The 23,188-nt window shown below is 62.8% G+C and carries 12 protein-coding genes; 5 read left to right on the forward strand and 7 right to left on the reverse strand.

Annotated features, from left to right (window positions below):
• Positions 1–139: 139 nt before the first annotated feature.
• Entirely contained in the window at positions 140–784 is a 645-nt protein-coding gene (locus tag IEX57_RS15645; RefSeq protein WP_188705282.1) for a 4'-phosphopantetheinyl transferase family protein, read from the forward strand.
• A complete protein-coding gene (locus tag IEX57_RS15650) occupies positions 781–1,512 on the forward strand; it encodes a GNAT family N-acetyltransferase (RefSeq protein ID WP_188705283.1) in 732 nt (243 codons plus the stop codon). Before IEX57_RS15645 ends, IEX57_RS15650 begins: the two co-directional genes overlap by 4 nt.
• On the opposite strand, the gene serA is transcribed toward IEX57_RS15650, so the two are convergent.
• Positions 1,509–2,738: a phosphoglycerate dehydrogenase gene (gene serA, locus IEX57_RS15655; protein WP_188705284.1), complete on the reverse strand. Its 1,230-nt coding sequence runs from the start codon at positions 2,736–2,738 to the stop codon at positions 1,509–1,511. The two genes, IEX57_RS15650 and serA, sit on opposite strands and share 4 nt — an antisense overlap.
• A gap of 455 nt (positions 2,739–3,193) precedes the next feature.
• Between serA and IEX57_RS15660 the strand changes: the two genes are divergently transcribed.
• The gene (locus IEX57_RS15660; protein WP_188705285.1) at positions 3,194–11,890 is read left to right on the forward strand and encodes a glycoside hydrolase family 94 protein; all 8,697 of its coding nucleotides are present in this window, start codon (positions 3,194–3,196) and stop codon (positions 11,888–11,890) included.
• 70 nt (positions 11,891–11,960) lie between these two features.
• Here IEX57_RS15660 and IEX57_RS15665 read toward each other — a convergent pair whose 3' ends face one another.
• Both IEX57_RS15665 and phhA read right to left on the reverse strand, forming a co-directional pair.
• Complete coding sequence (locus IEX57_RS15665) at positions 11,961–12,257, reverse strand: 4a-hydroxytetrahydrobiopterin dehydratase (RefSeq protein ID WP_188705286.1); 297 nt, start codon at positions 12,255–12,257, stop codon at positions 11,961–11,963.
• A 10-nt stretch (positions 12,258–12,267) separates the two neighbouring features.
• A complete protein-coding gene (gene phhA, locus IEX57_RS15670) occupies positions 12,268–13,158 on the reverse strand; it encodes a phenylalanine 4-monooxygenase (protein WP_188705287.1) in 891 nt (296 codons plus the stop codon).
• Between the two features lie 137 nt (positions 13,159–13,295).
• Here phhA and IEX57_RS15675 point away from each other — a divergent pair, with 137 nt between their 5' ends.
• The gene (locus tag IEX57_RS15675) at positions 13,296–13,772 is read left to right on the forward strand and encodes an Lrp/AsnC family transcriptional regulator (protein WP_188705288.1); all 477 of its coding nucleotides are present in this window, start codon (positions 13,296–13,298) and stop codon (positions 13,770–13,772) included.
• Positions 13,773–13,924: 152 nt separating this feature from the next.
• Entirely contained in the window at positions 13,925–15,709 is a 1,785-nt protein-coding gene (locus IEX57_RS15680; protein WP_188705289.1) for a DUF885 domain-containing protein, read from the forward strand.
• 63 nt (positions 15,710–15,772) lie between these two features.
• On the opposite strand, the gene ydiJ is transcribed toward IEX57_RS15680, so the two are convergent.
• The 4 genes from ydiJ to astA (IEX57_RS15700) all read right to left on the reverse strand — a co-directional run bounded on the left by ydiJ (position 15,773) and on the right by astA (IEX57_RS15700) (position 23,185).
• Entirely contained in the window at positions 15,773–18,808 is a 3,036-nt protein-coding gene (gene ydiJ, locus IEX57_RS15685) for a D-2-hydroxyglutarate dehydrogenase YdiJ (RefSeq protein WP_188705290.1), read from the reverse strand.
• 1,268 nt (positions 18,809–20,076) lie between these two features.
• Entirely contained in the window at positions 20,077–21,120 is a 1,044-nt protein-coding gene (locus IEX57_RS15690) for a DUF1338 domain-containing protein (RefSeq protein WP_188705291.1), read from the reverse strand.
• Positions 21,117–22,151, reverse strand: coding sequence for an arginine N-succinyltransferase (astA, locus tag IEX57_RS15695; protein ID WP_188705292.1), 1,035 nt, complete (start codon positions 22,149–22,151; stop codon positions 21,117–21,119). The genes IEX57_RS15690 and astA (IEX57_RS15695) overlap by 4 nt, the downstream gene beginning before the upstream one ends.
• Positions 22,148–23,185 carry an arginine N-succinyltransferase gene (gene astA, locus IEX57_RS15700; RefSeq protein ID WP_188705293.1) on the reverse strand — a complete coding sequence of 346 codons (1,038 nt, stop codon included), beginning with the start codon at positions 23,183–23,185 and terminating at the stop codon, positions 22,148–22,150. Before astA (IEX57_RS15700) ends, astA (IEX57_RS15695) begins: the two co-directional genes overlap by 4 nt.
• Between the last annotated feature and the right edge of the window lie 3 nt (positions 23,186–23,188).

A 23,188-nucleotide genomic window follows, 5' to 3' on the forward strand; every position in this document is an offset into this window, starting at 1 on the left:
TACCCCCCCAGCACCCACGTAAGCCCGCCCCATCTGGGGTGGGCCTCTTTTTTTCTACCCCTGCCAGACCCGGTTGCAAGCGGATGATCAAACAGGCCCCATGAGTCATGACCGCCGGGCAGCGTGTAAACTGCCAGCCATGCCTGTTGTCACCGTCGCCCTTTTCCAGGATCACCACACCCTGCCTGATGCCGCCTTGCTGGCGCAGCCCTGGTCTGCTGCCACGCGCGCGCGCCTGTCGGGCATCAGCCATGCGCCGCGGCAGCGCCAACTCATGCTGGGGCGACTGTTGCTGCTTGATACCGCCCGCAAGCTGGCCGGCCCGACGCTGAGCCTGGCTGATCTGGTTGAACGGGAAGAAGCCAGCCCCTGTTTTGCCGGCTGGCCGACGCTGGCGATGTCGATCTCTCACACGGCAAACTGGCTGGGCGTGGCGGTAGCGCATACGCCCGGTTTGCAACTGGGGCTGGATCTGGAACAAGCCCGCCCGCGCAAGATTCTGGCGCTGGCAAAGCATGCCTGTGACGAAGCGGATCTGGCCTGGGTGGCCGCGGCCGATGAAGACAGCCGCAGCGCGCGTTTTTACCGGCTGTGGACCCTGCGGGAGGCGGCCTACAAAGGCGGCCTGCGCCAGCACGTGTATGGCGAGCCACCCATGCATGGTTATGTCACCGCGCCGCAGCAAGATCATCATAGCGGCGTGCTGCCGGACAACCTGTACTGGGCGGTCAGCTGTAATCAACCCGTTGAACTGAGTTTTGTCCGGCCGGAGTTGACGCTGTGAACGCGGCGCAGGCATCCATTGCCTACCCCGACGCCAGTGCCCTGGCACCGCTGGATTTATCCACCTTGCGCTTTCGCCCGGCTTCGGCCGTCGACGCTGCCGTGCTGGCACCGTTGATCCATGAAGCCGCCCAAACTGAATTTGCCTGGTTATTCGAGGCCCCGGCCCAGGACACCATCGCCTTTTTGCAGCACGCGCTGAGCGAGCCCATGGGGCATTTTTCCTGGCAGCATTTGCAGGTGGCCACGCTGGCTGATCAGCCGGTTGCGGTCATGGGCGTGCAGGACGGGCGCGGCGGGCTCTTGAACGGGCCGTATCTGGCCATGCAGTTGATGCAGCATTTTGGCTGGCGGCAAACCGCCGGGATTTTGCGGCGCGGGTTGGTCCTGCAACGTGAAATACCCGTGCCGCAACAAGACCAGACGCTGATTGCCCATTGCGCCACGGCCCCCCGCTGGCGCCGGCAAGGGGTGTTTGTGGCGCTGTTTCACCATGCCCTCGCCAACGGCCTTGTGCCCGCCCGCAAAAGCCAGGACATCATTCTGGATGTGCTGGTCAGCAATACCGGCGCCATGGCGCTTTACCGCAAACTGGGTTTTGTGACGATCAGCACCCGCCCGTTTGCCGCAGCAGGCGTGCCGGATCACTTGTTTGCGCGGCGCATGCGCTACCGCGCAGCGCCCGGCAACGGCCCGTCACTGGCCGCCACCGGGTCTGGCCGGGACTAGAACAGCAAGCGCAAGCGGATGGTGCCTTCCACGCCGGCCAGCTTCTTGAGCGCGGTATCGCTGTAGTCAGAATCGACGTCGATCACCACGTAGCCGATCTCGGCGTTGGTTTGCAGGTATTGCGCGGCAATGTTGATCTGGTCGGCCGACAGCACGCTGTTGATGGCCGACAACACGCCCGGAATATTGCGGTGGATATGCAGCACGCGGCGCTTGCTGGCCTGCTGCGGCAGTGCCACTTCCGGGAAATTGACCGACGACGTTGTGGTGCCGTTATCGCTGTATTTGATCAGCTTCTCTGCCACTTCCACGCCGATATTGGCCTGCGCCTCGACGGTGGAGCCGCCGATATGCGGGGTCAGGATCACGTTGTCGAACTGGCGCAGCGGCGAGGCAAACTCTTCCTTGTTGTCTTTGGGCTCTACCGGGAACACGTCGATTGCGGCGCCGGCCAGGTGCTTGCTTTCAATGGCGGCGGCCAGGGCGTCGATATCCACCACCGTCCCGCGGGCGGCGTTGATCAGCACCGCGCCCGGCTTCATGGCCTTCAACTGGGCGGCCCCGATCATGTTTTTGGTCGAGGCGGTTTCCGGCACGTGCAGCGTCACAATGTCAGACTGACCCAGCAGGCTGTCCAGGTCGGCAATTTGCTGGGCATTGCCCAGCGGCAGTTTCGATGACGTATCAAAGAACGCCACGCGCATGCCCAGCGCTTCGGCCAGGACCGACAACTGTGAACCGATGGCGCCGTAGCCAATGATGCCCAGCTGCTTGCCGCGCACTTCATAAGACGCGCTGGCCGATTTGATCCAGCCGCCGCGATGGCAACTGGCGTTTTTTTCCGGAATGCCGCGCAACAGCAAGATCGCTTCTGCCAGCACCAGTTCTGCGACCGAACGGGTGTTGGAGTACGGCGCATTGAACACCGCAACCCCCAGCTTTTGCGCCGCGACGAGGTCAACCTGGTTGGTGCCGATGCAAAAACAACCGACCGCCACCAGTTTCTGCGCCGACGCCAGCACCTCTGCGGTCAACTGCGTGCGCGAGCGGATGCCGACAAAATGCGCATCGGCAATTTTCTGCTTGAGTTCATCACCACTGAGCGCGCCGGGCAAAGCTTCGATATTGGCGTAACCGGCCGCCTTGAAGGCGTCGATTGCGCTCTGGTGAACGCCCTCCAGCAGGAGGATGCGGATTTTGTCTTTTTCCAGAGAAGTTTTGCTCATGAAGTCTCACCTTGGACTGGCTGTGAACGCGCGGCTGCGCCCGAAGAAGCGGAAAATCAAACGGACTATCCAGTTGAGGATGGGGCCGCGCGTGAGCCAGACAAGGCCCTGAGCACGAGAATAAATACCGGTCAGCGGCCCGGGCGGCGGTTCAGCCATGGTAGGAACGCACTGACATGCATGCCCCGCGCCGCTGACAGACGCGCCTGGTGCACAGCAGCACACTCATGAACAGTGTCGGCGTTCACACGCTGGCGTCCCGGATACCGGCTGGCGGGCGAGCATGCAGTCCCGCCGGGCCGTAGCGCGCGCTTTGCGCCAGGCTGAACGTTTGACGACCGGCGCAACACCCCGGTCCTTGCGGTCTGCCGTTCGGGCAAGTGTTCACCCACGCTTATCGTTCGGCACGCGCCAGCAGGTTGCCTTGCAGGCGCACCAGCAGGGAGGCATGCACCTTGGCCACGATCGACCAGTCTTACGCCCGCCAGGCCGGGCGCCTGTGGAACAAATCCACGCTTGAAGAAGATGAAAACGACCTGAGAGGCTTTGCCGCTACCGAGGCGCCGCTTAGGGCAGAACTCTTCAGCGCAGACCAGATGGAGCGGCACGGCCGCACGCTGGCGGCGTCCCACCGCATTGGCGCGGCGTATCAGCAAGATCAGTTGCTGGCACGGCTGGCCGAGAACGAGGCCATTCTGGTCAACGCCTGCCGCGTGCTGACCAATACCACTAACGCCACCCGCCTGACCCCGGCCGGGGAATGGCTGCTGGATAACTTCTACCTGATTGAAGAACAGATCCGCACCGCCAAGCGGCATTTCCCCAAGGGCTACGGACGCGGCTTGCCACGGCTGGCCGAGGGTGAATCTGCCGGGATGCCGCGGGTGTACGAGATCGCGCTGGAAGCCATTGCCCACGGTGATGGCCGCTGGGATCTGGAAAGCCTGAGCCGCTATGTCTCGGCCTATCAGCAAGTGTCTGAACTGACGCTGGGTGAACTGTGGGCGATTCCGATCATGCTGCGGCTGGCCTTGATCGAGAACCTGCGCCGGGTCAGCGCCAGCATTGCCACAGACAGTGCAGACCGCAATCTGGCGGCAGAGTGGGCCAGCCGCATGATCAAGGCCTCTGAAGAAGACCCCAAAAGCCTGATCTTGCTGGTGGCCGACATGGCCCGGTCCGGGCCGGCGATGGGGCATACCTTTGTGGCAGAACTGGCGCGGCGCCTGCAAGGGCAGGGGGCGCAACTGGCCTTGCCGCTGACCTGGATCGAGCAAGTGCTGGCCGAGCAGGGCCAGACCATCGAACAAATGGTGCTGGCAGAGAACCGGCAGCAATCGGCCAACCAGTTATCCATCAGCAACAGTATTTCCAGTTTGCGCTTGCTGGGCGCGACCAACTGGCGCGAGTTTGTCGAAACCCTCAGCGTGGTCGAGCAAATCCTGATCAGTGATCCGGCGGGCATGTACACGCATATGGATTTCGCCACGCGTGACCAGTACCGGCATACGGTGGAACGCACCGCCCGGCGCGCCCGCATGGCAGAGAGCGCGGTGGCGCAGCAGGTGGTGGATCTGGCGGCCGCCGCAGCCAGCAGCGGCCCGCTGATCGACTCGCCCATTCACACCGATCGCAAGGCCCATGTCGGGTTTTACCTGTCTGGCGAAGGCCTGGTGCAGCTGGAACAAGCCTGCAAGGCGCAACTGCCGGTATGGCTGAAATGCAAACGCGGCTTTGCCCGGGCGCCGGTGGCCTGCTATCTGGGGGCGATCACGCTGATCACGTTCGGCGTGGCGCTGCCCATGCTCTACAAAGTGTGGCAGGCCGGCCTGACCAACCCGGTGCTGTGGGTGGTGCTGACCATTGCGCTGTTGCTGGCGGCCAGCCAGCTGGGCGTGGCGCTGGTCAACCTGTTTGCCACGCACCTGGCCGTGCCGCGCTTTTTGCCGCGGCTTGATTACAGCCGCGGTATCCCGCCCGAGTTGCGCACGCTGGTGGTGGTGCCCGGCATGCTGGGCAGCGTGGCGGGTGTTGAGCGGCTGGTGGATGACCTGGAAGTACGTTTCCTGGGCAACCGCGATCCGCACTTGCACTTTGCCCTGCTGACGGACTTCACCGACGCTGCCGAAGAGCACATGCCCGATGACGATGCGCTGATCGCGCTGGTGACCTCCCGCATCAACGCGCTGAACAGCCAGTACCCGTCGCCCCGTGGCAATACCTTCTTTTTGTTCCACCGCCCGCGCCGCTACAACCCGCGTGAAGGGCAATGGATGGGCTACGAGCGTAAACGCGGCAAGCTGGCGGCGCTCAATGTGCTGCTGCGTGACGGGGTGACCGAGCCGTTCTCTACCGTGATTGGCCAGACGGCGGTGCTGTCCAACATCAAGTACGTGATCACGCTTGATACCGATACCCAGTTGCCGCGTGATGCCGCGCGCCAGTTTGTCGGCACCATGGCGCACCCGCTCAATCACCCGCGCTATGACGAGAAACTGGGGCGGGTGGTTGAGGGCTACGGCATCTTGCAACCGCGTGTGGCAGAGAGCCTGCCACCGGGCGGCCCCAGCATGTATGCCCGGCTGATTGGCAGCGAACCCGGCATTGACCCCTACACGCGCACGGTGTCTGACGTGTACCAGGATCTGTTTGGCGAGGGCTCGTTCATCGGCAAGGGTATTTACGATGTCGCCACCTTTGAGCAAGCGCTGGCCGGGCGTTTTCCGGAAAACACCGTCTTGAGCCATGACTTGCTGGAAGGCTGCTACGCCCGCTCCGGCTTGTTGAGCGATGTCGCGCTGTACGAGACCTCTCCCGACAATTATCTGACTGACATCCAGCGCCGCACACGCTGGGTGCGCGGCGACTGGCAGCTGTCTGGCTGGCTGTTCTTCAAGGTGAAGAATGAGGCCGGCGAGCGCGTGCCCAATCCGCTCAGCATCCTGTCGCGCTGGAAGCTCAAGGACAATCTGCGCCGCAGTCTGGTGCCGCTGTCGCTGATTGTACTGACCGTGCTGGGGGCGACCGTCCTGCCAGTGCCGCGCTTGTGGCTGGGCACCTTGCTGGCCGTGTTGTGGCTGCCGACGATCCTGTCGGCGCTGCTGGATCTGGCGCGCAAGCCCCGCGGCATTACCTGGCGCCAGCATCTGTTTACCAACAGCCATCTGATCTGGGTACAGGCCACGCAACTGGGTTTGCGCCTGGCAACCTTGCCGCATGAAACGCTGGTGACCACCGGCGCCATTTTGCGCACGCTCTGGCGCAAATGGTTTACCCACAAGCATCTGCTGGAGTGGTCAACGTCGGAAGTCGCGCGCAGTACCGCGCGCTATGACCTGAAGACCTTTATCCGGGCCATGTGGATCGGCCCGGTCGCGGCGGTGGCCATTCTGGTGTGCGCACCGCTGATTGATGTTACCTGGCTGGTATTTGCCGCCATCCTGGCTGGTTTGTGGTTGTTGTCGCCGGTGCTGGCCTGGTGGATCAGCCAGCCGCCGACCGCATTTGCCACCGAACTGGATGCCGACCAGACACGCCTTTTGCGCCGGACTGCGCGCAAGACCTGGCTGTTCTTTGAAACCTTTGTCACCGCCCAGGAACACTGGCTGCCGCCCGATAATTTCCAGGAAGTACCGGATGAAGGCGTGATTGCCCACCGTACCTCGCCCACCAATATCGGCCTTTCGCTGCTGGCCAACATGACGGCGTATGACTTTGGTTATCTGTGCGGCGGCGCCATGCTGGAGCGCACCACCAACACGCTCAACGGCATGCTGAGCCTGGAGCGCTATCGCGGCCATCTGTACAACTGGTACGACACGCGCAGCCTGCAACCGCTGGCCCCGCGCTATGTCTCAACCGTGGATAGCGGCAATCTGGCCGGGCATTTGATCACGCTGCGCCAGGGCCTGTTGTCGCTGACAGATGACCCGATCATCCACCCGATGCTGTGGCACGGGCTGGATGACGGCATCAAACTGCTCAGCAGCCTGTGGCCAGACGCCGCACCGGCCGCGCTGTCGCAATTGCAGTCGCAGATCAGCGGGGCGCTGGTGGCGCCGCCCGCCAGCCCGGCCGATGCCTGGAGCACGCTCAATGGCCTGGCGCAGGATATCGATACGCTGTGCGCGCTGATCCCGGCTGACCCCGAACAGAATGAACTGCGCCGCGCGGCGGCCTCGGTACAGCGCCAGTGCCACGCCACGCTGGGCGAGATCGGCTATTTGCTGCCCTGGGCGACCTGGACGCAGGCGCAGCGCGCGCAGGTGGTCTCGCTCAATCACATCCCGCTGCTGCGTGATTTGCCGGGCTTTGCCCAAGTCGCCAGTGATGAATGGCAGCTGCCGCCGGAACTGGCCGAACAGGTTGTCGCCGCCAGCCGCCACGCGCACGAGCGTCTTTCGCTGATGAACGCCCTGGCGGTACAGGCGCTGGAACTGGCGCAGATGGATTACGACTTTCTGTATGACCCGTCCGTGCACTTGCTGGCAGTGGGCTACAACTGCGACGACAACCGGCGCGACAGCGGTCGGTACGACTTGCTCACCTCTGAAAACCGCCTGTGCAATTTTGTGGCGATCGCCCAGGGCCAGTTGCCGCAAGAAAGCTGGTTTGCGCTGGGCCGCCTGTTAACCCTGGTAGAAAACGAACCGGTGATGGTGTCCTGGAGCGGCTCGATGTTCGAGTACCTCATGCCCATGCTGGTGATGCCGACCTACCCGGAAACACTGCTGGACACCACCTGCCGTGCCGCCGTGCGCGCACAGATCGCCTACGGCAAACAGGCTGATGTGCCCTGGGGGATTTCCGAATCGGGCTACAACACCACCGACGCGCACCTTAACTATCAGTACCGTGCTTTCGGTGTGCCGGGGCTGGGGCTCAAGCGCGGGCTGGTGGATGACCTTGTGATCGCACCTTATGCCACGGTGATGGCCTTGATGGTGGCGCCTACTGCCGCCTGCCAGAACCTGCAAAAGCTCAGCAATATGGGCGCAGAAGGCGCGTACGGCTATTACGAGGCCATCGACTACACCCAGGCCCGCCTGCCGCGCGGCCAGAAGCACGCCATGGTGCGCTCGTTCATGGCCCACCATCAGGGCATGGCGTTTTTGTCGTTGTCGTATGCCTTGCTTGGCCAGCCCATGCTCAAGCGTTTTGCTGCTGACCCGCAATGCCAGGCCACCATGCTGTTGCTGCAAGAGCGCGTGCCCAAGACCATTGCCGTGTACGCGCGGGCCGGCCAGTTTGCCAACAGCAGCGCCCAGGCCGAAGCCATCGAAGCGTCGATCCGCGAGTTCGACCGCCCCGATACCCCGGCGCCGGAAGTGCAGTTGCTGTCCAACAGCCGCTATCACGTGATGGTGAACAACGCCGGCAGCGGGTACAGCCGCTGGAAGAACATGGCGGTGACGCGCTGGCAAGAAGACCCCACGCTGGATCAACTGGGGGTGTATTGCTATCTGCGTGACCTGGAAACCGGCCTGTTCTGGTCGTCCGCGTCTCGCCCCTGCGGCATGCCGGGAGAGAACTTCCGCGCCATCTTTTCTGAGGCGCACGCCGAGTTTCATCGCCAGGATCAGCGTTACGACGTCAAAAGCGAGATCGTTGTCTCGCCGGAAGATGACATTGAATTGCGGCGCATGCGCATTACCAACCGTGCCCGGCGCCGGCGCATTCTGGAAGTCACCAGCTATGCCGAGGTCGTCATCGCCCCCGTCAGCGCCGACAACGCCCATCCGGCCTTCAGCAAGCTGTTTGTCGAGAGTGAAATCCTGCCGGAACAACAGGCCATCTTGTGTCACCGTCGCCGGCGCGAGCAAAAAGAAGCGCAGCCGTATTTGCTGCACTTGATGGCGGTGCACGGTGCCGATGTCGACAACTTCAGTTGCGAGACCGACCGCGCGCGCTTTATTGGCCGCGGCAATACGCTGGCGTCGCCGGCGGCGCTGACGTCGACGGGCAATCTTTCCAATACGCAAGGCGCGGTGCTGGACCCGGTGGTCGCGGTGCGCCATCACATCATTCTGGAACCCGAAGCCACGGTGACGCTCGACCTGGTGCTGGGGATGGCCGATACCCGTGACGGCGCGCTGGCGCTGATCGAGAAATACCGTGACCGGCGCCTTGCCGACCGGGTGTTTGATCTGGCCTGGACGCACAATCTGGTGTTGCTGCGGCAGATCAACGCCAGCGAGGCCGATGGCCAGCTGTATGGCCGCATGGCTGGTGCCATTCTGTACCCCAACGCCGCGCAGCGCGCTGAAGTGGCGGTGCTGATGAACAACCGGCGCGGCCAGTCCGGCTTGTGGGGCTATGCCATCTCTGGCGATCTGCCGATTGTGCTGCTGCGCATTGCCGACCCGGGCCGCATTGACCTTGTGCGCCAGGTGGTGCAGGCGCACGCCTACTGGCGGCTCAAGGGGCTGGCGGTTGATCTGGTCATTCTCAATGAAGACCACGTGGGGTATCGCCAGTCGTTGCAAGACCAGATCATGGGGCTGATTTCGGCCGGTATGGAGGCCAACGTCAACGACAAGCCTGGCGGCGTTTTTGTGCGCAATGGCGAGCAGATGTCTGTCGAAGACCGCACCTTGCTGCAAACCGTGGCCCGCATCATCATCACCGATACCCGCGGCAGTCTGCAGGATCAGGTCACCCGCCGCGGCGCGCTCAGCGTAGCGCCGCCGCCGTTGCCCGTGACCAGCAGCACGGCCAGTACGCTACCCGAGCCGCCGCGCCGGCAGACGCTGGATCTGCAGTACCACAACGGCACGGGCGGCTTTTCTGCCGACGGGCGCGAATACATCATCAGCACGCGTGATACGCAGCGCACGCCGGTGCCGTGGTCCAACATGTTGGCCAACAGCGATTTCGGCACCATGATTTCCGAAAGCGGGATGGCCTATACCTGGCGTGGCAACGCGCACGAGTTCCGTCTGTCGCCCTGGTATAACGACCCTGTGCAGGATACCGGCGGCGAGGTGATCTACCTGCGTGACGAGGAAACCGGCAAGTTCTGGTCGCCCACCCCGCTGCCCGTGCGCGGAACGGGTGAGTACATCACCCGCCACGGTTTTGGCTACAGCGTGTTTGAACATGAAGAAAACGGCATCCACACAGAGCTGTGGGTTTATGTTGCGCTGGATGCGCCGGTAAAGTTCTCGCGCCTGAAGATCAGGAATGTCTCTGGCCGCACGCGCAAGCTGACCGCCACCGGCTACGTGGAATGGGTACTGGGCGATTTGCGCGCCAAAACCGCGCCGTTTGTGGTCACCGAGGTCTCGCCGGCCAACGGCGCGCTGTACGCCCGCAACAGCTACAGCGCCGCCGCCGGTACGCAGGTGGCGTTCTTTGATGTGGATGACCCCTTGCGGGAAATCACTGCTGACCGGCGCGAGTTCATTGGCCGCGGCGGTACCCACGCCCGCCCGGCTGCCATGGAGCGCACCCGCTTGTCTGGCCGTGTCGGTGCGGCGCTGGACCCGTGCGGCGCCATCCAGGTGCCCTTTGCCCTGGTCGACGGTCAGGAGCGGGAGATCACTTTCCGCCTGGGCGCCGGCCAGGACATGACCGAGGCCGATTCGCTGGTGCCCCGCTTCCGCGGGAACACCACTGCGGCCGATGCGCTGGAACATGTACGGCAATACTGGCAGCGCGTCCTTGGCGCAGTACAGGTGCAAACGCCGGACCCCTCGATCAATCTGCTGGCCAACGGCTGGCTGGTGTATCAGGTGCTGGCGTGCCGCTTGTGGGGGCGCAGCGGGTATTACCAGTCTGGCGGCGCGTTTGGTTACCGCGACCAGATTCAGGACACCATGGCGCTGGTCCACGCCGAACCCGTCCGCATGCGCGAACACGTGCTGTTGTGCGCCAGCCGCCAGTTCATGGATGGCGATGTACAGCACTGGTGGCACCCGCCCACCGGCGCTGGCGTGCGCACGCGCTGCTCTGACGACTATCTGTGGCTGCCCATGGCGCTGTGCCGTTATGTCGAAACCACCGGCGACATCGCCATTCTGGATGAAACCGTGCCTTACCTGACCGGGCGGCCGCTTAACCCGGATGAAGAAAACTGGTACGACTTGCCCGGTGTGAGCGACATCCGGGAACCGGTGTATCAGCACGGCGTGCGTGCCATCCTGCATGGTTTGCGCTACGGCCCGCACGGGATTCCGCTCATGGGTTCGGGCGACTGGAACGACGGCATGAACCTGGTGGGCGAGCACGGCGTGGGCGAGAGCGTCTGGCTGGGCTTCTTTTTGTATGAGGTGTTGTGCCAGTACGGCAAACTGGCCCGCCAGTACGGTGACGCCGCCTTTGCCGAACGCTGCGCCCAGGAAGCTGCCCAGTTGCAGCAATCGCTGGAAACACACGCCTGGGATGGCGACTGGTACAAACGCGCCTGGTTTGACGACGGCACGCCGCTGGGCACCTCCACCAATACCGAATGCCGCATTGATTCAATCGCCCAAAGCTGGTCTGTGCTCTCTGGCGCGGGCGACCCGATCCGTGCGCAACGCGCCATGCAATCGCTCAACGACAACCTGGTGCGCCGCCCTGACAAGCTGATCCAGTTGCTCGACCCGCCGTTTGACAAAGGCCATCTGGAGCCAGGTTATATCAAGGGTTATGTACCCGGCGTGCGGGAAAACGGTGGCCAGTACACCCACGCCGCCGTCTGGGCGACCATGGCCTTTGCCCATATGGGCGATACCAGGAACGCCTGGGAACTGATGAACCTGATCAACCCGGTGAACCACGCCCGTGACGCCGCTGAAGTGGCGCAATACAAGGTCGAACCGTACGTGGCTGCGGCCGATGTCTACGGCGTCGCCCCGCACACCGGCCGCGGCGGCTGGACGTGGTACACCGGCTCTGCCGGCTGGATGTACCGGCTGATCGTGGAATCATTACTGGGCATACACCGCGAAGCCGACACCCTGCGCCTGACCCCGCTGCTGCCACCAGACTGGCCCGGTTTCGAGTTGACCTACCGCTTTGGCCAGAGCACCTGGCGCATCCACATCCGCCGCAGCGACCAACCCGGCGCCCGGCTCACGGTCGACGGCGAAGAGCAGCAAGGCACGGTACTGCCACTGAAGGACGACCACGCGGAACACTGGGTGGAGCTGCAGTTGGGGCACTCATGATGAACAGGACGGGATGTGAAAAAGGGATCGCGATGCGATCCCTTTTTTGGGCTGGAGCGCTGCGCGGGGATCACTGCCCCGCCAGCTCATCCATAAACCGCGCCATCTCGATATCCAGCGCCGATACCCCTTTGGCGTCGTGTGTGGTCAGGGTGACTTCGACGCGGTTGTAGACGTTGAACCATTCCGGGTGGTGGTTCATTTGCTCGGCCTTGAGCGCTACGCGGGTCATGAAGCCAAAGGCTGCGTTGAAGTCCTTGAACTTGAAATTGCGGCAGATGGCGTCCTGGTTTTTGGCGTTCTGCCAGCCTGGCAGGCTTTGCAGGGCGGTGGTGCGTTCGGCGTCGGGTAGCTTGTGGGTGGTCATAGCGGGCTCCTCAGGCATCTTCGGTGTCTGGCCAGCCTTCACCCGTGCCCCGGTGCAGTACGGTGTCGCCGGGCAAAATGTCACCCGCGGGGATTTCCGGTTTGTCGGCAATGGCCGCGTACAGCGGCGCAAAATCGGGTTCGGTGGCCTTGAACAGTTGCTCGAAACTGTCGATCACAAAGTACGTTTTCTGGAACGAGTCGTAGCGATAGCGGGTTTTCATGATCCGTGTCAGATCAAACCCCAGCCGGTTGGGGCTGTCGCTCTCCAGACTGTAGTGCGACTCCGAGCTGGACGATAAAATCCCGGCGCCATAAATCCGCAGGCCTTTGGGGGTGTTGATCAGGCCGAATTCCACGGTAAACCAGTATAGCCGCGCCAGCATGTCCAGCCCGCCCAGGCTGTCAGCTTTGACACCCCCTTTGCCGTAGGCCTGCACGTAATCGGCAAACACCGGGTCCATCAGCAAGGGCACGTGGCCGAAGAGGTCGTGGAAAATATCCGGCTCTGGCAGGTAGTCCAGATTGTCGGGTTCCCGAATCCACCAGGTGACCGGAAAACGGCGGTGGGCCAGGTGCTCAAAGAACACATCACCCGGGATCAGCCCCGGCACGGCGACCAGTTGCCAGCCGGTGGCCGCCATCAGGTGGCGGTTGAGTTCGGCAAAGTCCGGAATGCGCTCCGGGCTGACCTGCAAGGCGGCGATCCCGGCCAGGTATTCATCACAAGCCCGGCCTGGCAGCAGCGCCACCTGGCGCGCGTACAGCGTCGCCCACGTGGCGTGGTCGGCCTTGGTGTAGCGGTCCTGCGGCTGGGGCATGGTGTAGTCCGCATCGTGACTGAGCCCCGCGTTCTTGCGGACGGTGATGTCAGGCACGATGAATTCTTCAGCCTGGTTCATGATCTTGTTCCTGTTTGCGCCATGTACCCAGTTTACGGCCGTTGGCACGCGCAACTGGCGCAAAATCGGCCCGGAATTGGCTCAATCATGCGTGAAACGTGCAATGATGAGCGTATCTACGCACGGAGTACGCATAAATGCTGGACAAGTTCGATTACCAGATTCTGGAGCAGCTGCAAAAGGACGCCCGTGCCTCGCACCAGCAACTGAGCCAGCACGTGCCCTTGTCGCCCTCGCAGATTGGCCGGCGCATCCAGCGCATGGAAGAGTCCGGCGTGGTGCGCGGCTACCGCGTCACGCTGGACCCGGAGTTGCTGGGGCTGTCGGTGCAGGCCTTTGTCAGCGTGATTCTGGAACGCCACGGTGAAGCCGCCATCCGCGAATTCGCCGCTGCCGTGCAAGCCATGCCGGAAGTGCTGGAAGGCTTTGGCATTACCGGCGATGCCGACTATCTGCTGCGCGTGATCGTGCCAGACCTGCCGGCCTTGTCGCGCTTTGTCATGCACAAACTGACCAGCCTGCCAGGCGTGCGCAGCGTGAAATCCAGCGTGGCGCTGGCGCCGGTGAAACACACGGCATCGCTGCCATTGCCGATGCCGGCGGGGAAGGGCTGAGGTGGTGACGCCACCCACTGCAACCTGAATGTCACATCCGCCTCACACAAAGTTGACGCTCGTCAGCGCCCCTCATAACGTCAGGCCCTTGTAGCGGATTGACCACGGCCCAACAGGCCGCGGCCTTCTACTTCTTCTATCCGGAGATCCCCATGCTTTTGAAGACCTGCGCAGCCTGGTTTACGCTGTCGTTTGCCGCCCCCGTCGTGTTTGCCGGCAGCCCGCCTGCGTGGGTGGCCCGCAGTAACCAGTTTGCCCAGCCGGTGCTCCATGCAGAAGGCATGTTTGAGCCGGAATCTGCCTCGGCCAATGGCGATGAAGCATTCGATACCCAGATTGCCGATCTGCGCCCCGGTGTGTACACCCGGCAACTGGCGCAGGCCGACAAACTGCTGTCCCAGCTCAAGACCAGCCGCGCGGCCGAGCACGATGTCAAAGTGCAGGAGGATCTGGATATCCTCATCCACTCGGTCCAGGCGCAGGCCACCACGCTCAAGCTGGATCACCAGTACCTGCTGCAATACATCAACGTGCCGCAGGTGGTGTATTACGGGCTGGATACCCTGCTGGAGCCGCGCAACAAGCCGGCGCGCCAGGCCCGCGCGCTGGTGCGGCTCAAGCGCTACGCCGGGCTGGAACCGGGTTATCGTCCGCTGACCGATCTGGCGCGAGAACGCACCGAAGAAGACCTCAAGCGCACCGGGCTGACTGGCCCATATATCGAAGACATCAAGCAGCAACTGGACAATATCGACACGCTGATTGACGGCATGCGCGCCGATTTCACGAAATCCGGCCTGAAGGGCTGGGAGCAACCGCTGGCCGTACTCAGCAAGCAATTGCACGATTATGGCGATTGGGCCAAAGCCACCTTGCAGCCGCACGCCCGGCCCGATGCCCGCCAGCCTGAAGCCATTTATGCCGATGACCTGCGCACCTATGGCGTGCTGATCGGCCCGGATGAACTGATCACCCGCGCCACGGCAGATTTCCTGGAAGTTCAAGGGCAGATGCAGGCAGTTGCCGCCCAGATCGCCGCAGAACGCCACTTGCCCTCAAGCGATTACCGGGACGTGATCCGCGAGCTGAAAAAACAGGCCATTGCGCCGCAAGACATGCTGCCGCACTACCGTCAGCGGCTGAAAGACATTGAGGCCATTGTGCGCCAGCAGCATCTGGTGACCTTGCCCAACCGCGACGCCAATATCCGCATGGCCACAGATGCCGAAGCCGCCAGCGTGGGTTCGCCATTCATGAACCCGCCCCGCTTGATTGGCAATACCGGCGAGTTTGGCGAGTTCGTCATCGTGGCGACCAACCCGCACGCCAAGTCTGACGCCAAAATGGACGACGACAGCTTTAACGCCGCCTCCTGGACGCTCACCGCGCACGAAGCCCGCCCGGGGCATGAGCTGCAGTTCTCCAGCATGGTGGAAAACGGCACCTCGATGGCCCGCGCCATCTTTGCCGAGAACAGCGCCAATGTGGAAGGCTGGGCTGTGTATTGCGAAGGCTTGATCGAGCCCTATATGCCGCTGGATGGCCAGTTGATCTCGCTCGATTCCCGCCTGATGCGCGTGGCGCGGGCTTTCCTCGACCCCATGATCAACACCGGCCGCATCACCCCGGGCAGGGCCAAACAGGTGTTGATGGATGACGTGGTGTTGTCAGAGCCGCTGGCGCAATCCGAGATCGACCGCTACGCCTTCAACAGCCCCGGCCAGGCCACCGCGTATTACTACGGCTACACGCAACTGCGCGGTTTGCAGGTGCAAACGCGCCTGTTGCTGGGCGATCAGTTCAGCATGCAGGCGTTCAACGACTTTGTCGTCTCGCAAGGGCTGCTGCCGCCGGACCTGATGCGCAAAGCGGTGCTGGAGTCGTTTGTGCCGACGCAACTGGCAGCCGGGGCGAACGGCAAGCGGGTGAGCCGGTAAAAAGGACGGGGGCGGGCGGGCAGGTTCGAGCGCGGTCAGCGATCGGCAAAGATCACCGCGCCCTCACCCCAGCACCCGCAACAACGCCTGCACCGGGTGCCGCAATTCAACGCCGTCTACCAGCTTTGTCTGGCAGCGGCACGAATAACCCGTTGCCAGCAGATCTGAACCACCCTCGCTGGCGGCCATAATCGGCGCCCAGCTCAGGCTGTAAATGTGCTCGGACATTGCCCGGTTCGTGGCTTCGTGGCCATATGTGCCAGCCATGCCGCAGCAACCGCTGGCTTGCAGCTTGAGCGCAATGCCAAAGTGCCCGAACAGCTTTTGCCAGGCGCCCGGCGCGGTCGGGGCATTGGTTTTTTCGGTGCAGTGAGACATCAAGGTCAGCGCCTCACCGCTGGCGCTGCGCGCAGGCCATCTGGCCAGTTGTTTTGCCAGCCACTCCTGGATCAGCAAGACCGGCGGCGCAGCGTCTTTACCCAGCGTTTTGACGTACTCGGCGCGGTACGCCAGCGTCATGGATGGCTCCAGCCCGATCAGCGCAATGCCGGACTGCGCCAGGGCGGTCAGTTGCGCGGCGTTCTTCTCTGCCACGCGGGCAAACCGGCCCAGAAATCCATGCACATGCAGCGGTTTGCCATTGGGCGAAAACGGTGCCAGCAACGGCGTGAAACCCAGCTGGCGCAACAGCGCAAAGGTATCGAGCAGCAGGCCGGTTTCCAGATAACTGGTAAACGCATCCTGCACCACGATCACCGCATTGGCGCGTTCGTCTTCACTCAGGCCTTGCAGCACGTCTGGCGTGGCCAGCCGGAAACCCTGCGCCGGCAAGGCGGTTTCCGGGCGGATGCCCGACAGCAGCGGGCTGTGCAGCAGGTTGAGCCGCGCCAGCAACCCGCGCCCGATACCGCTGCCCACCAGCGCGTTGTAAACGCCGGGCCAGCGCGCCATCAGCGGCAGCGTACTTTCCATGCTGCCGACAAGGTAATCCTTGAGCGGCCGCAGATAACGTCCGTAGTACAACTCCATGAACCTGGCGCGGAACTCGGGCACGTCGACCTTGACCGGGCATTGCGCCACGCAGGACTTGCACGCCAGGCAACCCTGCATGGCTTCCATCACTTCGTGGCTGAAATCGGCCTCGCCACGCTTGCGGCCCAGCGTGTTGCCCAGCCGCGCCGGCAAGGTCAGCCAGAAACTGCCCTGACGCAGTTGCGTGCTCTCGGCCAGCGGGTCAACGCCGGCCACGGTCATTTGCCGCAGCCATTCGCGCATGAGCGACGCCCGGCCCTTGGGCGAATGCCGCCGCTCCCGCGTGCCTTTCCAGGACGGGCACATGGCATCGTCCGGATCAAAGTTGTAACAGGCGCCGTTGCCGTTGCAGTGCATGGCCTCGGCATAACGCTGGCGCACGGCAATGGGGATCACGCGATCATGCTGGCCGCGTGTGGGCACGCCATCAATGCGCAGCAAGCCATCCGCCATCGGGGAGGCAATCTTGCCCGGGTTCAGCTGGTTATGCGGGTCAAACGCCGCCTTGATCCGCTGCAGCGTGGGGTAAAGCGGCCCGAAGAACGCCGGTGCATATTCAGAGCGCACGCCCTTGCCATGCTCGCCCCACAACAGGCCGTGATACTTCTGCGTCAGCGCCACCACGCCATCGCTGATGGTGCGAATGCGTTGTTCGTCGGCCGGGTCTTTCATGTCCAGCGCCGGGCGCACGTGCAGCACGCCGGCATCCACATGCCCGAACATGCCGTACACCACGCCATGGCTATCGAGCAGCGCGCGGAACTCGGCAATGTAATCGGCCAGGTTTTCCGGCGGCACGGCGGTGTCTTCTACAAACGGAATCGGCCGCCGCTCGCCTTGCATATTGGCCAGCAGCCCGACCGACTTCTTGCGCATGTTCCACAACCGCCCAACCGCCGCCTCACCGCGCGCCACGGTATAACCATTGCGCCCGTGCGCCTGCCCCTGGCCATCCAGAATGGCGGTCACTTCCGCTAGCCGGGCTTCCAGCGCGTTTTCGTCATCGGCAATGAATTCCACCAGGTTGATCCCCAGCGCCTCCGGCCCGTCGCCATCCGGAAAAAACTCCGCCACGCCGTGCCAGATGATGTCTTGCCGCGCCAGCCCCAGCACCTTGCTATCCACCGTTTCAATCGACGCCGCCTGCAAGGCCATCAACGCCTGGGCATCACGCAACGCGGCGTCAAACGACGTATAGCGCACATTCACCAGCGCGCTGAATTTGGGGATAGGCAAAACGTTGAGTTTGACCTCCGTGACCAGCCCCAGCGTGCCTTCCGCACCGCATAAAATGGCGTTCAGATCAAACAAGCCAGCGGCATTGCGGATATGCGCGAGGTCGTAACCCGTCAGGCAACGGTTCAGTTTGGGGAAGCGCTCAGCAATCAGATCGGCCTGATCATGGGCGATATCCGCCAGCAAGCGGTGGACGGCACCAACCAGATCATCCCGCTGCTGGATGGCCGCCAGGTCAGCTTCGGCCAGTGGTTCTGAATGCCAGTGCGTACCGTCCAGCAGCACGGTATCAAGCGCCAGGACATGATCCCGCGTTTTGCCATACAGACAAGAACCCTGGCCGCTGGCGTCGGTATTGACCATACCGCCAATGGTGGCACGGTTGGACGTCGACAACTCCGGCGCAAAAAACAGCCCGTGCGGCTTGAGCGCCGCATTGAGCTGATCCTTGACCACCCCCGCCTCAACCCGCACCCAGCGCTCGGCCGGGTTGATCTCCAGAATCCGGTTCATGTTGCGAGAGAGATCGACCACCACCCCGTTGGTCAGCGATTGCCCATTAGTGCCCGTACCGCCCCCGCGCGGGCTGACCACCAGATGCCGGAAGCGTTCTTCTGCCAGCACTTTGACGAGGCGGATGATGTCATCAGCATGTTTTGGCGTGACCACCACCTGTGGCCAGATCTGGTAGATCGAATTATCCGTTGCCGCGACAGTGCGGTCGGCATAACTGGCCGACAACTCGCCTTCAAAACCGCGCGTGCGTAGCTCGGTGATGAAATCCAGGTAGAGTGGGTTGGCGATGGGGCGTTCTGCCAGGCGAGGGATCATGGTGTGTGCTGGGCGGGTGGTTGTGGGGTGATTGAACACCAAAACGGGTGGTGTGTGTGGATGGTGAGGGGGTGGGTTGCCGCCTTGAACAGCCTTGAACTGATGTTAGCGCCTGGCGGCGCGGTTGTTTTACATGTCGGGGGTTGCCCGACGGCAAGGCACTTTCTTTTGGGTCGCCAAAAGAAAGTACCCAAAGAAAAGGCGACCCCTGCGACTGCGCTCGCTGCGCGAGTTCCCTGCGCTTCTCGCAAGTCGCGGCTGGCTCCAGGGAACTCGGGCTAAAGCCCTCAAACACCCTTGCGCCGAAACCCCGCGCCTTGCTGCGATGCTCGGCGCAGTCAAAGGGGCCCAACGTCAAAAGCAACTGCAACGCCGAAAATCAACGGCAACGGCAACGGCAACGGCAACGGCAACCAAAACCAAAACCAAAACCAAAACCAAAACCAAAACCAAAACCAGGTTATCTGGGTACAGGTTTTGTAGGGTGGATTCGGAGCGGAGCGACAATCCACCAACGCAACGGTGGATTGCTTCGCGAATCCACCCTACGCCGCGATTTGCAAGCACCGGCTGCAATACTGATTGGCGTGCCCCACCACTTCGTCATTCCGGACCTCGGCGGCCCCCTTGGCCGGAATCCAGCTGCGATGCATGCGAGTGTCACTGAATCAGCACGAGACGGTAGTGGTAGGCCACCGAAAGCAGCCCGTTGGGCTGCGGACTGGATTCCGGCCTTCGCCGGAATGACGAGTCAGTGGGATGCGTGTTGAATTTGCCACTGCCACTGCCACTGCCACTGCCATGGGTTGGTGTTGCTATGGTCTTGCCGTTGCCGTTGCCGTTGCCGTTGCCGTTGCCGTTGCCGTTGCCGTTGCCGTTGCCGTTGCCGTTGCCGTTGGTTTGGATTTTGTGTTTGCAGTTGCAGTTAGCTTTTGGGGTTGCCGTTGTCTTTGACTTTTCTCCCCCATTAAAGCCCAGCGCCGAAGGAGTGGAGGGAGACCCCAGGCTCCCGACCGACTGAGGGAAGCCCGGAGGGCCGCCAGGCTGGGGTCGCCTTTCTTTGCCTACTTTCTTTGGCGAAGCAAAGAAAGTAGGGTGCTCCGGCCACCGCCGGTATCAAAACGCCTTTAATCCTGCGCCGGAGGCGCTAACACAACACCGCAACGGCGCCCCATCACCGCGCCGCTTCAACAGGCATGTATAGCTCTGGCAGGTTCATTGAGGTGCCCGCCAAGCGCCACCACCCCCGCCCCAACCAAAACCAACCCTCACCCCGGTGCCTGCGCCGCCGTCATCTTGAAAATCCCCTGCGCATTGCCACTATCAAACCGCAAATCCAGATACCGTTCCCCCGCCTCGCCGGTCAGCACATCGCGAGAGATAAACTCATAAAACGACCCCGGCACCACCTTCTTCACCACATGGCCATCCGCCGTCTTGAACGCGCGCTCCACCATCGCTGCCTTGAACGCGGTCTGGCGCACGGAACCGGCGCCGGAGATTTCTACTTTGTCCTTGATCGGCGCACCCTGGGCGCGCAACTGGTCGGCCAGGGTGATGACATCGGGCACGCGGTCGGTGGCGTGGTTAAAGCTGTTGCCTTCGGTGGCAATCCACGCCATCTCGGCCGATTCGGCCAGCAAGGTTTCATAGGCGGCCAGCGGCGGGGTGTCGTGCTGGACGTCAAAACAGGCCACCAGCGCGGGTAGCAGTTTGAAGGCGTCGTTGAGCGGCAGGGCGCGGTGGGCGGCCAGTCTGGCCAGCAGGGCTTTGTGCTCGTCGGTGAGCGGGTCGCGGCTGCTACTGACCACGGCGTTCACGGCCTCGGCAAACGCGGGCGAGAACTGGTCTACGTGCAGCTCAGAGACAAAAAACTGGGCGACGGTTTCTGGCGCGTCGTCATGGCAATAGGCGCGGCCGGTCATTTTCAGGCGGGCCAGCGGGTAGATGGCGGCGACGCTAAAGCCCAGCGGTTCCAGCAGGCGCTTGAAGGCCGCTTCGCCTTGCGGCAAGGCGCCGGTATTGGCGGCGGTGACGGTGCGCAGCGCGCCGTGGTCGAACACCACCTTCTCGCCAGCGGCCAGTTTGCTGTCGACATAGCGCTTGCCTTCGGGCACCGCATCCAGGTTTCTGGCGAACAGTTGCATGTTCATGGCCTGGGCGATCAGCACGCGCGGCACGCTGGCCACCGGGGCGGTCAGCAGGGTGTCGTCGATGTCGATCATGTCGAACAGTTTTTGCGTGGCGGCAGTGCCGATGGTGACATCCAGCAGTTGCCACAACTGGCTGTGGCGAGGATCAAGCGCGGTCATTGGGCGGGTCCTTGTGGGTTCAGCGTCATGGCCCGGACGGTGCTGCCGGCTTGTACACGCAGCGCGGCGGCTTGTTCGGGCGTCAGGGGCAGCACGCCGTTGTGCGGCACGCTGCGGGTGAGCATCACGCGGAAATCCGCCAGCTCACTGTTGGCGACAATCCAGCGGGTGTCGGATGTCGCCGGGGATTCGGTAATGTCGATCGTGTACAGCGCGCTGTCGTGCATCACGCGCAGGCTGGCGATGCGTGCTTCCAGCACCGGGCCGCCTTCAAAAATGTCGATATGCTGCTCGGCGCGCAGGCCTTCGCTTTCCAGCAGGCGGCGAGCGGGTTCGGTGTCGATATGCGTCTTGCCGATACAGGCGCGCGCGTCTTCGGGCAGGAAATCGACATACACCGGGTAGCGCGGCATCAACTCGGCCAGGAACGACTTCTTGCCTTGCGCCACCAGTTGATCGGCCTCGTTGAAACCGATGCGATAAAAATGCGCCCCCAGCGCCCGCCAGAAGGGCGACTCGCCATGTTCATCAAAATGCCCGCGCATCTCGGCGCACAGGTGCTCAGAGAAGCGTTCCGGGAACTGCGCAATGAACATGAAACGGGATTTGGACAACAGCGCGCCGTTGCCATTCACCCGCCAGTCGGGGCTAAGGAACAGCGTGCACAGTTCTGAATACCCGGTCAGCCCGTGCGACATGTGCAGTTTGTCCATGCGCGTATACAGGCCCATCTCGCGGCTGGCGTGGACAAACGTGTCCATGCGATAGGTGTAGAAGGGTTGCTCCAGGCCAACGGCAACTTCCAGCCCGCACACGCCGACGGCGGCGCCGGTGGTGGTGTCTTCCATCATGAACAGATAGCCCTGATCGGCCAGCGGGGCGAGGCCGTCTACCGTGCGCTGCACGCGTTCAAGGCGTGCGCCTTGGACGTCGCGGTCGGGCTTGAGTGTGGTCATGCCGGGGCCGGCTTTGTGGGCCAGATCAATCAGGGCCTCCAGATCAGCCGGGCGGCAAAGGCGCATCACGATCATGCGGGCAGCCCTCCCACCGGTGCGCAGCGGACAAGGTCGCCCTCAGCGATATCCAGCACGTCAAAGACCTCCGGCGGCAAGGTGAGCGTGGCGGGCGGGGTTTCCGGCAACATGACGGTGACGCAGCGAAAATCCGTGGTGTACAGATTGCTGATCAGCCATGGCATACAGCCGCCTTCGGGCTTGCCGCGCGTGGCGTGGCGCACGCTGCCAAGGCGCACCGACTGGCAGACATCCAGCACGCAGGTCAGCACCGGGCCGGCGTCAAAAATATCGACAAACTTGTCCGGCTCCAGCCCTTCGGCCAGATGGCATTCGTAATTGGGCAGCGCGTCGTGGTGCGGCTCGCCCATCACGCGCTGGGCATCTTCAGACAACAGCGGCACGTAGAGCGGGTCTACCGGCATCATTTCGGCGATGAAGGTGCGGCTGCGCCCGCCGGATTCGATTTCCATCTGCTTGAAATCACGCTTGAAAAACTTGTAGCCAACGCCTTCCCAGAACGGCGAATGGCCCGTGGCGTCGGTAATGCCTGGCAGCACGGCAAAGATATCGTTGGTGAAGCGTTCGCGGTTCTGCGCCGCAAACAGAATGCGGGCGCGCGAGAGCAGATGCGCAGCCAGCGCGCTTTGCCGTTGCGTGGCCTGATCGACATAAAACCCGGTCAGGCGCGTGCGGCCCGTCATCTCGTGCGAGAGCACCAGCGCATGCACGCGGTGATTCACCTTGAGCGCGCGTGAGGCATGCACTACCACCTCGTTGCGGAACACATAAAAGGGCTCGGAGAACCCGGCCATGGCGACAATCCCCGCCGTACCGCACACGCGGCCGGTGGCCGAGTCTTCCAGCACAAACAGATAGGTTTCTTCGCCAGGATATTCGACATCGCTTTCCAGCGAGTCAGTCGATTGCTGCACGCCACGCGCAAGGCGCTCACGATCAGGCGGCAACGAATGCAGCACCGGGCCGGTTTCCCGCGCCATGCGTTCCAGGTCGTCGAGGTCTGAGGGTTTGCCGGGGCGGACAAACAGCATGGC

This window comes from Silvimonas iriomotensis, from assembly GCF_014645535.1.
Taxonomy (GTDB): Bacteria; Pseudomonadota; Gammaproteobacteria; order Burkholderiales; family Chitinibacteraceae; genus Silvimonas; species Silvimonas iriomotensis.

What these genes read in the sequence shown, in the direction of transcription:
- IEX57_RS15645 (WP_188705282.1), top strand. Translation starts at nt 140, where the DNA reads ATGCCTGTTGTCACCGTCGCCCTTTTCCAGGATCACCACACCCTGCCT.
- serA (WP_188705284.1), bottom strand. Translation starts at nt 2,738, where the DNA reads ATGAGCAAAACTTCTCTGGAAAAAGACAAAATCCGCATCCTCCTGCTG.
- IEX57_RS15665 (WP_188705286.1), bottom strand. Translation starts at nt 12,257, where the DNA reads ATGACCACCCACAAGCTACCCGACGCCGAACGCACCACCGCCCTGCAA.
- phhA (WP_188705287.1), bottom strand. Translation starts at nt 13,158, where the DNA reads ATGAACCAGGCTGAAGAATTCATCGTGCCTGACATCACCGTCCGCAAG.
- IEX57_RS15675 (WP_188705288.1), top strand. Translation starts at nt 13,296, where the DNA reads ATGCTGGACAAGTTCGATTACCAGATTCTGGAGCAGCTGCAAAAGGAC.
- IEX57_RS15680 (WP_188705289.1), top strand. Translation starts at nt 13,925, where the DNA reads ATGCTTTTGAAGACCTGCGCAGCCTGGTTTACGCTGTCGTTTGCCGCC.
- ydiJ (WP_188705290.1), bottom strand. Translation starts at nt 18,808, where the DNA reads ATGATCCCTCGCCTGGCAGAACGCCCCATCGCCAACCCACTCTACCTG.
- IEX57_RS15690 (WP_188705291.1), bottom strand. Translation starts at nt 21,120, where the DNA reads ATGACCGCGCTTGATCCTCGCCACAGCCAGTTGTGGCAACTGCTGGAT.
- astA (WP_188705292.1), bottom strand. Translation starts at nt 22,151, where the DNA reads ATGATCGTGATGCGCCTTTGCCGCCCGGCTGATCTGGAGGCCCTGATT.
- astA (WP_188705293.1), bottom strand. Translation starts at nt 23,185, where the DNA reads ATGCTGTTTGTCCGCCCCGGCAAACCCTCAGACCTCGACGACCTGGAA.